The organism is Amycolatopsis decaplanina DSM 44594, assembly GCF_000342005.1.
In the GTDB taxonomy this organism is placed as follows: Bacteria; Actinomycetota; Actinomycetes; order Mycobacteriales; family Pseudonocardiaceae; genus Amycolatopsis; species Amycolatopsis decaplanina.
Window position 1 is genome coordinate 301,275 of sequence record NZ_AOHO01000048.1, and the last position, 13,541, is coordinate 314,815.

Annotated in this window: 19 protein-coding genes; 10 read left to right on the forward strand and 9 right to left on the reverse strand. The window is 69.2% G+C overall.

The features are described from left to right. Positions 1 to 50: 50 nt before the first annotated feature. Positions 51 to 284 carry a hypothetical protein gene (locus H074_RS14010; RefSeq protein ID WP_039922370.1) on the reverse strand — a complete coding sequence of 78 codons (234 nt, stop codon included), beginning with the start codon at positions 282 to 284 and terminating at the stop codon, positions 51 to 53. A gap of 66 nt (positions 285 to 350) precedes the next feature. Then, positions 351 to 920: a TetR/AcrR family transcriptional regulator gene (locus H074_RS14015; protein WP_007030704.1), complete on the reverse strand. Its 570-nt coding sequence runs from the start codon at positions 918 to 920 to the stop codon at positions 351 to 353. A 46-nt stretch (positions 921 to 966) separates the two neighbouring features. Here H074_RS14015 and H074_RS14020 point away from each other — a divergent pair, with 46 nt between their 5' ends. Beyond that, positions 967 to 1,635, forward strand: a complete 669-nt coding sequence (locus tag H074_RS14020) for an SDR family oxidoreductase (RefSeq protein WP_152521417.1) — start codon at positions 967 to 969, stop codon at positions 1,633 to 1,635. 4 nt (positions 1,636 to 1,639) lie between these two features. After that, positions 1,640 to 2,533, forward strand: coding sequence for an SWIM zinc finger family protein (locus H074_RS14025; RefSeq protein WP_007030706.1), 894 nt, complete (start codon positions 1,640 to 1,642; stop codon positions 2,531 to 2,533). Here the strand turns inward: H074_RS14025 and H074_RS14030 are convergent. Then, positions 2,530 to 3,522: a tetratricopeptide repeat protein gene (locus tag H074_RS14030; RefSeq protein ID WP_007030707.1), complete on the reverse strand. Its 993-nt coding sequence runs from the start codon at positions 3,520 to 3,522 to the stop codon at positions 2,530 to 2,532. The genes H074_RS14025 and H074_RS14030 overlap by 4 nt on opposite strands. Before the next feature lie 156 nt (positions 3,523 to 3,678). Between H074_RS14030 and H074_RS14035 the strand changes: the two genes are divergently transcribed. Further along, complete coding sequence (locus H074_RS14035) at positions 3,679 to 4,347, forward strand: HNH endonuclease family protein (protein WP_007030708.1); 669 nt, start codon at positions 3,679 to 3,681, stop codon at positions 4,345 to 4,347. A 28-nt stretch (positions 4,348 to 4,375) separates the two neighbouring features. Continuing rightward, positions 4,376 to 5,032, forward strand: a complete 657-nt coding sequence (locus tag H074_RS14040) for an alpha/beta hydrolase (RefSeq protein WP_007030709.1) — start codon at positions 4,376 to 4,378, stop codon at positions 5,030 to 5,032. Here H074_RS14040 and H074_RS14045 read toward each other — a convergent pair. After that, entirely contained in the window at positions 5,010 to 5,645 is a 636-nt protein-coding gene (locus tag H074_RS14045) for a nitroreductase family protein (protein WP_007030710.1), read from the reverse strand. The two genes, H074_RS14040 and H074_RS14045, sit on opposite strands and share 23 nt — an antisense overlap. A 231-nt stretch (positions 5,646 to 5,876) precedes the next feature. Between H074_RS14045 and H074_RS14050 the strand changes: the two genes are divergently transcribed. Next, the gene (locus H074_RS14050) at positions 5,877 to 6,353 is read left to right on the forward strand and encodes a MarR family transcriptional regulator (RefSeq protein WP_007030711.1); all 477 of its coding nucleotides are present in this window, start codon (positions 5,877 to 5,879) and stop codon (positions 6,351 to 6,353) included. On the opposite strand, the gene H074_RS14055 is transcribed toward H074_RS14050, so the two are convergent. From H074_RS14055 to H074_RS14065, 3 genes are all read right to left on the reverse strand, one after another. Then, a complete protein-coding gene (locus tag H074_RS14055; RefSeq protein ID WP_007030712.1) occupies positions 6,322 to 6,747 on the reverse strand; it encodes an ATP-binding protein in 426 nt (141 codons plus the stop codon). The two genes, H074_RS14050 and H074_RS14055, sit on opposite strands and share 32 nt — an antisense overlap. Before the next feature lie 81 nt (positions 6,748 to 6,828). Then, positions 6,829 to 7,602, reverse strand: coding sequence for a SigB/SigF/SigG family RNA polymerase sigma factor (locus tag H074_RS14060; protein WP_007030713.1), 774 nt, complete (start codon positions 7,600 to 7,602; stop codon positions 6,829 to 6,831). Next, complete coding sequence (locus H074_RS14065; protein WP_039922374.1) at positions 7,599 to 8,015, reverse strand: ATP-binding protein; 417 nt, start codon at positions 8,013 to 8,015, stop codon at positions 7,599 to 7,601. The genes H074_RS14060 and H074_RS14065 overlap by 4 nt, the downstream gene beginning before the upstream one ends. A 135-nt stretch (positions 8,016 to 8,150) precedes the next feature. Between H074_RS14065 and H074_RS14070 the strand changes: the two genes are divergently transcribed. The 5 genes from H074_RS14070 (at position 8,151) to H074_RS14090 (ending at position 10,886) form a co-directional block, all read left to right on the forward strand. Then, complete coding sequence (locus H074_RS14070; protein WP_007030715.1) at positions 8,151 to 8,459, forward strand: WhiB family transcriptional regulator; 309 nt, start codon at positions 8,151 to 8,153, stop codon at positions 8,457 to 8,459. Positions 8,460 to 8,673: 214 nt separating this feature from the next. Next, positions 8,674 to 9,027 carry an STAS domain-containing protein gene (locus tag H074_RS14075; RefSeq protein WP_007030716.1) on the forward strand — a complete coding sequence of 118 codons (354 nt, stop codon included), beginning with the start codon at positions 8,674 to 8,676 and terminating at the stop codon, positions 9,025 to 9,027. A gap of 54 nt (positions 9,028 to 9,081) precedes the next feature. Beyond that, positions 9,082 to 9,867, forward strand: coding sequence for a metal-dependent hydrolase (locus H074_RS14080; protein WP_039922548.1), 786 nt, complete (start codon positions 9,082 to 9,084; stop codon positions 9,865 to 9,867). Between the two features lie 66 nt (positions 9,868 to 9,933). Further along, on the forward strand, positions 9,934 to 10,509 hold the full coding sequence (locus tag H074_RS14085) for a TetR/AcrR family transcriptional regulator (RefSeq protein ID WP_007030718.1): 576 nt from the start codon (positions 9,934 to 9,936) through the stop codon (positions 10,507 to 10,509). Between the two features lie 53 nt (positions 10,510 to 10,562). Then, positions 10,563 to 10,886 carry a hypothetical protein gene (locus tag H074_RS14090; RefSeq protein WP_039922376.1) on the forward strand — a complete coding sequence of 108 codons (324 nt, stop codon included), beginning with the start codon at positions 10,563 to 10,565 and terminating at the stop codon, positions 10,884 to 10,886. 53 nt (positions 10,887 to 10,939) lie between these two features. Here H074_RS14090 and H074_RS14095 read toward each other — a convergent pair whose 3' ends face one another. Together H074_RS14095 and H074_RS14100 are read right to left on the reverse strand one after the other, a co-directional pair. Continuing rightward, positions 10,940 to 12,583 carry an ABC transporter permease gene (locus tag H074_RS14095; RefSeq protein WP_007030720.1) on the reverse strand — a complete coding sequence of 548 codons (1,644 nt, stop codon included), beginning with the start codon at positions 12,581 to 12,583 and terminating at the stop codon, positions 10,940 to 10,942. Beyond that, positions 12,580 to 13,476: an ABC transporter ATP-binding protein gene (locus H074_RS14100; RefSeq protein ID WP_007030721.1), complete on the reverse strand. Its 897-nt coding sequence runs from the start codon at positions 13,474 to 13,476 to the stop codon at positions 12,580 to 12,582. Before H074_RS14100 ends, H074_RS14095 begins: the two co-directional genes overlap by 4 nt. Positions 13,477 to 13,541 lie beyond the last annotated feature (65 nt).

Consider the following 13,541-nt stretch of genomic DNA (forward strand, 5'->3'; position numbering starts at 1 on the left):
AGGTCAAAGTGTTGGACGCGCCGCAGGATGCGGCGCCTCTCCGGGCGCGCTCACAGGTCGGGAAAGGTGTCCCGGATAATCGCGAGGAGACGCCGAGCCCCTTCGCGGTCGAGTTGCAACGTCTGGCTCACCTTCTTCTCCGACTGCCTCTCGTCGGACCCGTACGTGCTCAACTGAAGCAAGGGCCCCAAGGGGGTGTCGACAGTCCTATAGCCACATTCAACCTCGGTGGGGTGCGGCTTCGCGTCGCCTCGAACCTGGAAGAACTGGGTCACTCTCGCCATCCGCCCACCTTGCCACACACGCGAGCGCCGTGACGGAAGCCGAACCGGGCGGTGACGGCGTGGTGGCTAGCACCCAAAGACGCCGGTCAGAGCCTCCCGGATCAAACCCGCCAGATCCGCCTCCCCGTCCGTCTCCGCCCATCGGATCAGCGCCACATGCGCCGCGCCCAGGCACGCCATGGCCGTAGCCCGCACCCGAAACTCCTCCTCGGGCGCCGGGGAAGGTCCGCAAAGAGCCGAGACGATCGCATCGGCCGTCGCGTACTGGCTGTCCAAATGCCGCGCCCGCAGCGCCGGCACCGAGATCATCAGCCGTAGCCGCGCCAACAGAAACGCCTTCTCCTGCGACGACCCCAAAGCGGCGGTCGTCTCCAGCGCGCGCCCGATCCTCGCGGGCAGGGAGAAAGAAGCAGGCTCGGCGACGACGGCCGAAGCGGTCACAGGGTCGTATTCGTCGTAGAGGACCAGGTCCTCCTTCGTCGGGAAGTGCCGGTAGACCGTCATCGCCGAGACGCCGGCGGCCGCGGCGACGTCGGCGACGGTGGTCGCGTCGTAGCCGACGTCGGTGAAGAGGCGGATGGCGTGCGTCTGGATAGCGAGCCGGGTTTCGGCGCGCTGGCGGTCTCGGAGGCTCACGTGGTAGACACTATCAAAGTGTTAGTCACTAACATCTGGGGTGAGCATGAAGACGGCATTGGTGACCGGGGCGTCGCGGGGGATCGGGGCGGCGATCGCGCGGAGGCTCGAGAAGGACGGCATACGAACGATCAAACTGTCGAGCGAGCAGGCCGACTTGTCGACCATGGAGGGAGTCGACAAGGCCCTGGAGGGCATCGACAGCCTGGACATCTTGGTCAACAACGCGGCAGCCGCACCGCGAGGCCCGATCGAGACGGACACGCCCGAAAGCTTCGATCATCTGATGGCGGTGAACGTGAAAGCGCCGTACTTCCTCATCCAACGGGCGCCGCTGAACGACGGCGGCCGCATCATCAACGTCTCGTCGGCCGCCACCAGGATGGCCAACCCGACACAAACTTCCTTCGCGATGACCAAGGGCGCGCTCGAGACGATGAGCCGCACCCTCGCCCACCAGCTCGGACCCCGCGGGATCACGGTCAACGTCGTCGCGCCGGGCGCCACGAAGACCGAGACGAACAAAACCCTCTTCACACCGGAGCTGGAGGCCGCCATCAAAACCCTAACCGCGCACCGAAGGCTCGGCACCGCGGACGACATAGCGGACGTGGTGGCGTTCCTCGCCTCCGACGACGCCCGGTGGGTGACCGGGCAGGTTCTCGACGCGAGCGGTGGGTTGTTCCTCGGCCCTCCGGCGCAAGGGGTTCAATAGGGCGGTGACGTGGTTCAGCGAGGACGAACTCCGCAGGCAGGCCGGCGACGTCTCGTTCGCGCGCGGGGCCAAGTACCTGGAGTCGGTCGAGACGCTGGACGACGTCGCGGGCGGGGTCGCGGCGGTGGTCAGCGGCACCGACCGGTACACGGTCCGGTTGCGCAACGTCGACGGCGAGCTGGTCGGCGAGTGCTCCTGCCCGCACGCGGCGGACGGCTTCTTCTGCAAGCATTGCGTGGCCGTCGGACTGCTGGTACTCGAGGGTGTGGCAGACGGCGGCGCGACCGACATCCGCGGCTACGTCGAGTCGCTGGACCGCGACGAGCTGGTCGAGTTGCTCGTCGGGCACGCGAACGAGGACCCGGTCCTGTTCCGCAAACTCTCGCTCAAGGCCGGCCGCGGGGACCTCGACGCGCTGCGGCGTCACGTCGAGAGAACGTTGCGGTTGCGCGGTTTCGTCGGCTTCCAGGGCACGGTCGCGTACACCGAGAAGGTGCGCGAGGTGCTCGCCACCGCCAGGGAACTCATGGACGGACCGCTGCTGTGCCGCGTCATCGAGCTGGTGGTGGAGGCGCTGGACTTCGTCGAGGACTCCTTCGGCGCACTCGGCTCCGAGGTGCGGGGCGCGCTCGCGTTGTACGCGGAGGCCTGCGCCGATTCGCCGCCGGAGCCCAAGGAGCTCGCGGAGTGGTTGCTACGGCTGGATCTTGATGGATCCGGTCGCCTCGACGTGAACATCGCGGACTTCACCGCGGGCCTCGGTTTCGAGGGGCTCGCGGTGTTCCGCGCCGGCGTCGAGGAGCGGTGGCGGCTCGACGACGGCGAGGACCCGTACCGCAGCCGCAAACTCCAGCGGCTGCGCGAGGGGTTCGCGGCGATGCGGAACTGGCAGGCCTAGAACCGCTGCCGGTTGCGGTACAGCTCCTCCAGATCCCGTTGCCCCGCCTGGTCACCGGTGTCGGCGGCCGCGCGGAACCAGTGCTCGGCCTCCTGGAAGTTCCCGTGGTCGGCGGCGAGCCTGCCGAGGTTGGTGTAGGCGGGGACACTGCCGAGTTCCGCGGCCTTCCGGTACCAGGCGGTGGCCTCGCCGGGGTCGTTCCGGTCGTTGGCCAGCACACCCAGGTTCGTCATCGCGGCGGCGTCACCCCGTTTGGCCGCCTTGAGGTACCAGTGTTCCGCGGCGTCGAGATCCCCGCGGCGATGCAGCACCAGGCCGAGGCGGACGGCGGCATCGGGGGCACCGGCGGCCGCGGCCGCCTGATAGCAGCTTTCGGCGCGCGCGAGGTCGCCCCCTTGCTGGGCCTGGTGGCCGAGTTTGATCAGCGATGCCGCGTCGGCCTCTTCGCTCGCCTTGCGCCACCACGGTTCCGCTTCGGACGTCCGGCCGGTGTCGCAGAGCACGGCGCCGAGCGTGATCATCCCTTCGACGTTGCCGGCGTCCGCGGCGTCGCCCGCCCAGTACTCGGCTTCCTGGAGTTCGCCACGCCGGTGCAGTGACCGCGCCAGTTCCACCATCGCCTCGACCCGGCCCTCGCCGGCGGCCCGCCGCCACCAATCCTCGGCGGCGTCCGAATCCCCTCGCCGCGCGCAGAGATTCCCCAGATGCGACATGGCATGCGAATCACCGGCCGTCGCCGCTTCGCGATACCAGCGTTCGGCCTGCTCCGGCACGCCGCGCTCGTTCAGGAGATGCGCCAGGTTGCCCATCGCGACCCTGTCCCCGCCCTCGGCGGCCTTCCGGAACCACGCCTCGGCCTCGTCGAGATCGCCGCGCTCCAGCGCGGTGGATCCCATACGTGCCATGGCGATCACGTGTCCGCGTTCCGCGGCCTTCCGGTTCAGATAGTCGTCGACCCGGGTGTTCCACTTACGTTTTCCGTCGCCCACAAGCCCGCTCCTTCCGGCAGCGTCCCTGGGGTAGTCGCTGCTCAGGGCCCCGATGTGACAACAACTACCGGGTGTCATCGCCGTGTCGCACCCGGTTTCCGCGCGCGCCGCGGTGATACTTGGCTCTCCCCATCCCCCGTCGAGAGGAACCGCGCGGTGGCCACGCGTACCAGCCAGATGACCACGGCCCAGCGGCTGCTCCTGCTGATCACCCTCGCCGCCGTCGTACTCGCGGTGTTCTGGTTCGTGAGCGGCAAGGGCGACGCGTTGCAGCCGAAGCCCGCCGGCACCGCGAGTGCCGCCGACGCACGCAAGCAGCTGGACGAACTCACCGTCGCGCCGCGCGGTTCGATGGACGGCTACGACCGCAAGAAGTACCCGCACTGGGACAACCAGGGGAACAACTGCAACACCCGCGAGTTCGTGCTCAAACGCGACGGCAAGGACGTCAAGGCCGGTTCCGACTGCGCCCCGATCTCGGGCAGCTGGACGAGCGTCTACGACGGCGAGACCTGGACCAAGCCGACCGACGTCGACATCGACCACATGGTCCCGCTCGCGCAGAGCTGGGTCTCCGGCGCGAAGTCGTGGACCGACGAGAAGCGGCGCCAGTTCGCGAACGACCTGACCCGGCCGCAGCTGTTCGCCGTCACCGACAACGTCAACCAGGAGAAGAGCGACAAGGCTCCGGACCAGTGGAAGCCGCCGCTCGTCTCGTTCTGGTGCACCTATGCCACCGACTGGATCACCGTGAAGCACTACTACGGCCTCACGATCACCACCGCGGAGAAGAGCGCGCTCGGCGACATGCTCGGACGTTGCTGATCTCCCCGGCTTCGGGTTGGCTGGGGTCATGGCGACCTTCGTACTGATCCACGGCGGTGGCGGCAGCGCCTGGGACTTCCACCTCCTCGAGGCGGAGCTGACCGGGCGCGGGCACGACGTCGTCGCGGTGAACCTGCCGATCGAGGACGAGAAGGCGGGCTTCCCGGAGCACGTCGACGCCGTCGTGAAAGCGATCGGCGACCGCGGGGATCTGGTGGTGCTGGGCCATTCCTATGGCGGCTTCACCGCGCCGATCGTCGCCGAGAAGCTTTCGCCGCGGCTCCTCGTGATGCTGACCCCGATGATCCCGAAACCGGGCGAGACGCCGGGGGACTGGTGGGGCAACACGGGTTTCGAGGACGACCAGGACCTCACCGACGAGGAGAAGTTCTACAACGGCGTCCCCGCGGACATCGTCGCGGAGGCGGGCTCGCACGGCCGGAACCAGGTCAGTGCCGAATGGGGACAGCCGTGGCCGCTCCAGAAGTGGCCGGACGTCCCGACGAAGGTGCTCATCGCGCGCGAAGACCGTTTCTTCACGCCTGAGTTCCAGCGCCGGGTCGTCCAGGACAGGCTCGGGTTCGCGCCCGACGAGATCGACGGCTCCCACTCCGTGTCCTTGAGCCACCCCAAGGAACTGGCGGACCGGCTGGACTCCTATCTCACCAGCGGTCCAGGCGCATGACGTCTTCGAGCGGCTGTCGCGCGGCGGGCTTGAAGGTGTCGCCGGTGTAGAACGCCGTCGGGATGAGCGCGGCCTGGTGCACGTTCTCCGGCAGGCCGAGGATCTCCGCGGCCTCCTTCTCGTACGCGAGGTGCAGCGTCGTCCACGCCGTGCCGAGCGTGACGGCCCGCGCCGCGAGCATGTAGCTCCACACCGCCGGCAGCAGGTTCCCCCACAGACCGGCCTGGTTGCCGGCGGGCAGCTCCGAGCTGGTCGTCTCCAGGCACGGGATGACGTGCACGGGCACCTCGCCCATCTTGTCGGCCAGGTACTCGACGCTGGAGCCGACGCGCTTCTGCACCTTCGACCGTTCGGGGTCGTCGGCGAACAGTTTCCCCGCCGCCCGTGGGGAATCGAGGTACTCGCGGCACGCCCGCCGATACAGCTTCCCGAGTTCGGCCCGCTGCCCGGGATCGGTGATCACGAGCCAGTGCCAGCGCTGCGTGTTCGATCCGCTCGGCGCCTGCAGCGCGACCTGCAGGGCGTGTTTGACCAGTTCGAGAGGCACCGGCCGGGTCAGGTCCAGTCGTTTGCGGACGGTCCGTGTGGTCGTCAGCAGCTCTTCGGGCGTCATCCGGCGATTATGTCGTTATTTGCCCGTCCGTGAACCCGCGCCGCGATCGACGTCGGCAGGGCGCTTGCTGGTCGAGCACGCCACGGTGAGTGGGCAGGGCGCCCTGCCACCGCGATAGCGGGGCCTTCGGCCGGGCGGGTTCACCCCTTCGGTCACTTTTCCGGGGCCATCCCAGCTCCGCCGACATGTCGTTATGATCCGCTGGTGGGGAGGCCGCCGCGCGAACGAGGGATGGGCACTTTGCTCAGGCACGTCCTCGAATTGACCGAGGCGGACGTCTCCGCGTTCTTCGAAGACATCGGGCTGGGGGACTACCGTCCGCGGTTCACGCCGTTCGTCCGCGCGATCGTCACGCACGGGCCGCTGCCCATCCGCGACCTCGCCGTCGAAGTCGGTGTGACCCATTCCGCGGCCAGCCAGACCATCGCGCAGATGGCGCGTCAGGACCTCGTCTCGCTCCGTCCGGGGACCGACGCCCGGCAGAGGATCGTTTCGCTGACGGAGAAAACGCACCGGCTGATGCCGACCCTCGAAGCCGAGTGGGCGGCGACCAGCGCCGCGGCCGCCCAGCTGGAAGCCGAACTGCCGTACCCGCTCAGGGAGGTGCTGGTCGCCGCCGTCGAGGCCTTGGAGCGGAAATCGCTCCGGGAACGCATCGCCGAAACGGACGCCGCGCTCAAGCTGAGGCGTCGGTCCGGTCAAGACTGAACACGGCCCACACGTACTTCCCGCCGGAGCAGAGCTCGTGTCCCCAGTCGTCGGACAACGCGTGGACCAGCTGGAGACCACGGCTGCGCGCCGCCATCGGCGACGGCTCCTTCAGCTTCGGCCTGTCCGTCCCGGAATCGAAGACCCGCAGGGTGACCCTGCCACCGGAGTACTCGACCTCTAGCCTGTCCGGCTTCTCGCCGTGTTCGAAGGCGTTCGTGACCAGTTCGGAGGTCGCCAGCAGGACGTCGTCGACCGCCGGGCCGTCGAGGCCGAGGCTCGCGAGAGTCGCCCGCACCGCCTGTCGCGCGACAGCGGGAGCCGTCACATCGACCGGCAGGGGGAGGGACACCACCGGCAACGAGCCCTCCGATCGCGTCTCGGACATCGTCATGGTTCCGCACCTCCCCTCACGAGAGACTCCCAGATCGATCCGCTGTTCGCCTCCGAGATACCCACAAGGGCCGAGGTCGAATCAGGCTCCGTCCGTGAGTTCCGTCTCGGTCAGCCCTTCACGCAGTTTCTTGAGCGTGGCGGCCAGCAGTCGTGACACCTGCATCTGGGAGACACCGACACGGCGCGCGATGTCCGACTGGCTCATCCCGGACCCGAACCGCAGCGCGACGATCTTGCGCTCACGGTCGGGCAGCCGTTCCAGCATCGGTCGCAGCGCCTCGCGCAGCTCCGCCTGGCTCAGATTGGCGTCCGCCTCGCCGAAGCGGGTGTGCGCCGAGTTCTCCAGGAGGTTGTCCAGTGAGGCCCCGTACCGGCCCTGGCCGGCGCGGAGACCCTCGTAGACCTCGTCGATCGGGACGCCGAGGTGGGCGGCGATCTCGCTGGGTTTCGGCGCGCGTGAGAGCCGGACCGTCAACTCCTCGCGCACGGCCGAGATGTTCGCGTTCAGTTCCTTGAGCCGCCGCGGCACCCGGACCGACCAGCTGTTGTCGCGGAAGTGGTGCCGCAACTCACCGGAGATGGTCGGGACCGCGAAGGCCAGGAAGTCGCTGCCCTGGCCGGGGTCGAAACGGTCGACGGCGTGGATCAGCCCGATCGTCGCGATCTGGACCAGGTCCTCCATCGACTCGTCCCGGTTGCGGAACTTGCGCGCCAGATTGCGCGCGAGTTCGAGGTGCGCGCGCACCAGTTCGTCCCGCAGCACTTCGCGTTCTGGGGAGTCCTGGGGCAGCGCGCACATGCGCTCGAACAGGGCCGGAACGTCCGCGCCGTCTTGCTCGACGGGTTCGGTCACGGCCGGGCCGCCTCGCTCTCCCGGATGAGCTCCACCCTGGACAGATAGCCGCCGTCGGCCGGGACGACACTCCGCCGCGCGGACGTCGCGAGCGCGGTGAGCAGTTGCCAGGACAGACCGGTCTCGTCGTCGGGTTCCGGAGAGTCCGAAAGCACCGAGACGGTCACCTCGATCCGCCCGTCCTTCCACGAAAAAACGCAGTTCAGATGGCCGTCGGCGGCCGAGGGGAGCAGCATCGAGCAGGCCTCGTCCACCGCCATCCGGAGATCCTCGACGGCGTCCAGATCGAAGTCCTGGCGCATCGCGATATCCGCGACGATCGTCCGGAGAGTCGGTACCACGTGCGGTACCGCGGCCGTGCGTACCTCGATGAGTTGAGCGCCCTCCCCGCTGGGCGGGGTGTTGTCCACCACGTGTGTTCCTCTCTCGAGCTGCGCTGCCGGTCGTCAGTTGCCCTGGGTGTGAGCAAACCAAACCCACGTTTGACTCGCGCAGGGGGCGGGCATGTAACCGGCGACAAACGATCTCCTGGGAAGGCTGGGACCGACATGGCTGACGTGAGCCGGCTGCCGAACGTGGTGGCGGAAGAGTGGGACTGGCAGCTCCGTGGGTCGTGCCGAGGCGCCGACAGCAGCTTGTTCTTCCACACGGACAACGAGCGCGGGTCGGCTCGCGAACGGCGCGAATCGCGGGCCAAGGCGATCTGCCAGACCTGCCCCGTGCTGGCGCAGTGCCGCAAGCACGCGCTCGCGGTGCAGGAGCCGTACGGCATCTGGGGCGGCCTCGGTGAGATCGAGCGCCGCGAGCTGTTCCTCCGGGAACGCCGCGCCGAGCGCAAGGCGCTGACCGCGCATTGAGCGCGTCCCGCGCACCGGTCGGCGACGCGCGCGACGGCGATCGTGGTGCCCCGTCCGTACTGGGTTAGGGTTGGGACTGTCGTTGCGGGGACAGCCACGCCTACCCGCCGAAGAAGAGCGTGCGTCCGTGTCCGGACTGGGCGCGGCCGTCGCTTGAGACCACAGGCGCGTTCCGGCGCTGAGCGTCGGTTCTCACCTGATGAGGAGAATGTGCATGCCCGCAGCGGACCAGAACACCACGCCGCCCGGTTTCAGCATCACGCTGGACGCCGAAGCCTCTGAACCGCGTGTGGTGGTCACCGGTGAGCTCGACCTGCTGACGAGCCCGCAGCTTCAGGAGACCCTCGGGGCCCTGATCACGGACAAACCGTCGGGTCGGGTGGTCGCCGACCTGACCGGTGTGACGTTCTTCGACTCCTCGGCGCTGAACGTGGTGCTCCAGGCACAGCGCCAGGCCGCCGAAAAGTCGGTCGAGCTCGAACTGGTGCCCAGCCCGCAGGTGAGCCGAGTGATCGAGCTCACCGGCGTCGCCGAGCACCTCAGCGTGTCGGAAGAGCCTCCCGCCTGATCCCCCGCTACGGTCGTGGGCTCGTGATCCGCGACACCTGGGGGCTGCACGATGATGGGGCGGACGCATGCCCTGACCGGCTGGTGCGCGGGCCTCGCGCTCGCACCCGCGGTCGGGGCGGGCACGGTGCACCAAGCGGTCGTGTTCGCGGCCACCACGGCCGGATTCGCTCTCTTGCCCGATCTCGACCATCCGGGCGCTCGCGCGTCAAGGCTGCTCGGCTGGTTCACCGGCGCGATCTCCTGGCTGCTTCGCCGGGTTTCGGCGGCTCTCTACGCGCTGACCAAGGGACCGCGGGACGAGAAGGTCACCGGTAAGCATCGGCACCTCTCGCACACCGTCCTGTTCGCCGTCGGCCTCGGCTTCCTGACCTCCTGGGGTACCGCCGAAGGCGGACCGTGGGCCGTGTTCGGTGTCGTCGTCCTCGGCCTGCTGCTGGCGGAAGGCGCGCTCGGTGACTGGCTCCTCCCGGTCAGCGGCGCGGCGGTCGGGTGGTGGGTGTGGACCGCCCCGCCGGACAAGGCGGCGCAACTCGCGGAGATCTCCGGCTGGCTCGGCATCGCCGTCGCGGCCGGGTGTTTCGTGCACTGCCTCGGCGACGCGCTGACCGAGTCCGGCTGCCCGTTCCTGTTCCCGATCCCGATCGCGGGCGAGACCTGGTACGAGATCCGGCCGCCGAAGCCGCTGCGGTTCCGCACCGGCAAGAAGGTGGAGAACCGGCTGATCTTCCCGGTGTTCGCGGTCGCCGCGGTGGTACTGATCCCGGGCGTCTGGGAGTACCTCTTCACCACGGTCCAGGCGCTGCTCACGCCGGACGGGACGCAGACCGCGGTGCACTGAAGGGGAATGCCCTCGTCGCCGGCGGCGTTGAATCGGAACGCCGGACCCGGTTGAGGAGGGGAAACAGTGGACAAGCCCGTGCTGCGCGCGGACGCGCGACGAAACCGAGCGAAGGTGCTCGCGGCCGCTGAAGAGGCCTTCGCCGTCGACGGCCTCGCCGTCCCCCTCGACGAGATCGCCCGCATCGCCGGTGTCGGCGCGGGCACTGTCTACCGGCATTTCCCCAGCAAGGAAGCGCTGTTCCAGGCGGTCGTCGTGGATCGTCTCGAGCAGTTCGCGCGGGAAGCGCGCGAACTGCTGACAGCCGAAGACCCGGGTGAAGCGTTCTTCGACTTCTTCAAACGCGTCGTCCGGCAGGCGTCCCGCAACCGGGCCCTCTGCGACGCGCTCGCCGAGACCACCGGACTGGGCTTCAAAGCGAGCGCGGGCAACGATTTCCGGGCGGCGTCGCAAGCGCTGCTGACGCGGGCACAGGCCGCGGGCGCGGTACGCGAGGACATCGACGGCGACGACCTGCGCGCCCTCATCGCCGGTTGCCTCGCCGCCGAACGGTATTCGCTCGAGGAACGCCATCTCGTGCGGATCGTGGTCGACGGGTTGCGCACATCCCACTCAACTTGCACGCTGCGTAACAAAACGTAAGATCGACGCGAGAAGTCCTCGTACCTGCGCTTCGCATGGCGAGGGGGTGCCGGATGTTCGGTCAGGGTCCCACCACCGGTTCCGTCACGGTCGCGGCCATCGCGGGTCTCGCGACCGGGCTGCTCGTCGCCGCCCTCCTGGTGGCCGGCCGCGAGCCGCAGCGCCGCGTCCACGAAGTCGGCACGACCCCGCCCCCGGCCTCGACCTCCCGTTCGGTCGGTCCGGTCACGGTGACCGTGCCGGCGAGCACCCCGGAACCACTCGTCATCACCCGCACCAGCACGCCCGCGCCGCGCACGGTGACCCGGACCGTGACGCCGTCGACCACCTCGACGGTGCTGCCGCCCAGCACGACCACGGGAATCCGGAGCGATTGAGAGCCGTGAAGGCCGCCGTCGGAGTCGGGCGGCCTTCACGGTTTCCCCTGTGGCTAGCCGACGTCGCGACGCCGCCAGCCCATGAGCCCGGCCACGAGCGCGACCACGGCGACCCCGGTCAGCCAGACCAGCGGTGTCGCGGTGAACTCCACGGCGGGCAGTTTCGGAACGTGCGAGAACGGTGAGGCGTCCACCACCGCTTGCGGCAGGTTCAGCACCGGGCCGAACAGGCTGAGCAGCAACGCAAGCCCGGCGATCGCCCACGCCGCCGTCGAGAACTTCGGCGCCAGGCCGAAGAGTGTCACGGCGAGGCCGGTGATCACCCACACCGCCGGAAGCTGCGCCAGCGAAGCGACCACCATGTCCCCGGCGGAGTCGCCGATACCGCCTGCCCGCATGCCGTTCGACAGTCCCAAGAGGACACCGCTGACGATCATCATCAGCGCCGTGCCGCCGAACGCGAACACGAGATGGCTCCCCAGCAGCCGCAGCCTGCCCACACCCGTCGCGAGCAGCGGCTCGACCCGGATCGCGGTCTCCTCGGCGCGGATCCGCAACGCTGCCTGCACCCCGTAGAGCGCGATGACCATGGCGAACAGGCCGGTCATCGCCGCCATGAAGGCGTCGATCAGCCCGTCCGTGCCGCCGAGGCGCTGGAAGATCTCCTTCGCCTGCTCGCTCTGTCCGACGACGTCGCCGATCCCGCTCGCGACCGAGCCGAACACCGCGGCGCAGACCGCCGTGCCGATCAGCCAGCCGATCAACGGACCCCGGTGCAGCCGCCACGCCAGCGCGAACGGGCTGCGCAGCGACGCCGCCGCTTCGGCGGGCCCGGGGCGCGGCGGGATGATGCCGGTACCGACGTCGCGCCGCGGGAGCAGCGCGTAACCGGCGGCGCCGACGACCACGGTCGCGGCAAGCGGCGCCACGATCACCCACCAGCGCTCGTCGGCGAACGCCCGGATCTGCTGTGCCCACCCGATGGGGGAGAGCCAGGAGACCCAGGTCGCGTCCGAGGTCGAGTCGCCGACCGCGCGCAGCAGGAACGCGACCCCGACGGCGGTGGCGCCGATACCGTTGGCGGTCCTCGAATACTCGGCCACCTGGACGGCGACCGCCGCGACCGCGGTGAAGACCAGCCCGGTCGCCGCGGTGGCGGCGCCGAGTGCGAGCGCTCCGCCGGCGGGCAGCTTCGCGCCGATCATCAGCCCGGTCTCGACGAGTCCGATGAGGACACTCGCGCCGGCGGACACCAGCACGCCCGCGGTCAGGAGGGCGTACCGGCCGACGACCGCGGAGGCCAGCAGTTCCGCGCGGCCCGAGTCCTCCTCGGCGCGGGTGTGCCGGGTGACGGTGAAGACCGCCATCAGCCCGATGACCAGCGCGAGGAAACCGCCGAGCCGCCATGCGGTGAACCCGCCCGCGGTCGAGAGGTCGAAGGCCGGGCCGTAGATCAGCGAAAGCGACGGGTTCGCGCCCATGCTCGCGGTGAGCCCGGCCCGTTCGGCGGCCGTCGGATACAACGTCTCGAACGTCCCCGAGGACGTCGAAGGCATGATCCCCAGCAGGACGATCCAGATCGGCAGGACGATCCGGTCCCGCCGCAGCGCCAGCCGGGTCAGCTGCCAGGTGCCGGCGAACCCGAGCGCCGGTCCGGAAACGGCGGCGTGGGCGGGGCGGTCCAGCGTCGCGGTCATTTCGCGCCCGCTTCGGCTGTGTAGTGACGGAGGAACAGTTCCTCCAGCGTCGGCGGCTGGCTGGTCAGGCTGCGGACGCCGACCTGGGTGAGCTGACGCAGCGCGTCGTCGAGGGAACGGGTTTCGACGTCGAAGCGGACCCGGTTGCCCTCGACCTTGAGGTCGTGGATGTTCTCCAGCCTGGTCAGCCCGTTCGGCGGGCCGGCGAGTTCGGCCGAGATCGACGTCCTGGTGAGGTGCCGGAGCTCGGCCAGCGTGCCGGTCTCCACGGTGTGCCCGTTGCGGATGATGCTGACCTTGTCGCAGAGCGCCTCGACCTCGGCGAGGATGTGGCTCGACAGCAGCACCGTGCGGCCCTGCTCGCGCTCCTCCTGGATCGCGTACTGGAAGGTGGCCTCCATCAGCGGGTCGAGACCGGAGGTCGGCTCGTCGAGGATCAGCAGGTCCACGTGCGAGGCCAGCGCGGCCACGATCGCGACCTTCTGCCGGTTGCCCTTGGAGTAGGTGCGCCCCTTCTTCTTTGGGTCGAGGTCGAAGCGTTCGACGAGATCCTTGCGTCGGCGCTGATCGAGCCCGCCCCGCAGCCGCCCCAGCAGATCGATCACCTCGCCGCCGGAGAGGTTGGGCCAGAGGTTCACGTCGCCGGGGACGTAGGCGAGGCGCCGGTGCAGGCTCGCCGCGTCCTTCCAGGGGTCGCCGCCGAGCAGGCGGACGTCGCCCGAGTCCGCGTGAAGCAGGCCGAGCAGGACCCGGACGGTGGTCGACTTCCCCGCGCCGTTCGGGCCTAGGAAGCCGTGCACCTCCCCAGCGGGTACCTGCAGGTCAAGGCCGTCCAAGGCCTTGGTCCGGCCGAAAGATTTGTGGAGGCCGGAGATGGAGATGGCGTTTTCCATGGAGCTGAAGGTACAGTGATTTCACGAAGTTGTGAAGTTAAGAAAACGTATGGACGGTGTGATCA

Coding starts and splice junctions, on each gene's coding strand:
- H074_RS14010 (WP_039922370.1), bottom strand. CDS start 284: ATGGCGAGAGTGACCCAGTTCTTCCAGGTTCGAGGCGACGCGAAGCCG.
- H074_RS14020 (WP_152521417.1), top strand. CDS start 967: ATGAAGACGGCATTGGTGACCGGGGCGTCGCGGGGGATCGGGGCGGCG.
- H074_RS14040 (WP_007030709.1), top strand. CDS start 4,376: ATGGCGACCTTCGTACTGATCCACGGCGGTGGCGGCAGCGCCTGGGAC.
- H074_RS14045 (WP_007030710.1), bottom strand. CDS start 5,645: ATGACGCCCGAAGAGCTGCTGACGACCACACGGACCGTCCGCAAACGA.
- H074_RS14050 (WP_007030711.1), top strand. CDS start 5,877: ATGGGCACTTTGCTCAGGCACGTCCTCGAATTGACCGAGGCGGACGTC.
- H074_RS14055 (WP_007030712.1), bottom strand. CDS start 6,747: ATGACGATGTCCGAGACGCGATCGGAGGGCTCGTTGCCGGTGGTGTCC.
- H074_RS14070 (WP_007030715.1), top strand. CDS start 8,151: ATGGCTGACGTGAGCCGGCTGCCGAACGTGGTGGCGGAAGAGTGGGAC.
- H074_RS14075 (WP_007030716.1), top strand. CDS start 8,674: ATGCCCGCAGCGGACCAGAACACCACGCCGCCCGGTTTCAGCATCACG.
- H074_RS14080 (WP_039922548.1), top strand. CDS start 9,082: ATGGGGCGGACGCATGCCCTGACCGGCTGGTGCGCGGGCCTCGCGCTC.
- H074_RS14090 (WP_039922376.1), top strand. CDS start 10,563: ATGTTCGGTCAGGGTCCCACCACCGGTTCCGTCACGGTCGCGGCCATC.
- H074_RS14095 (WP_007030720.1), bottom strand. CDS start 12,583: ATGACCGCGACGCTGGACCGCCCCGCCCACGCCGCCGTTTCCGGACCG.
- H074_RS14100 (WP_007030721.1), bottom strand. CDS start 13,476: ATGGAAAACGCCATCTCCATCTCCGGCCTCCACAAATCTTTCGGCCGG.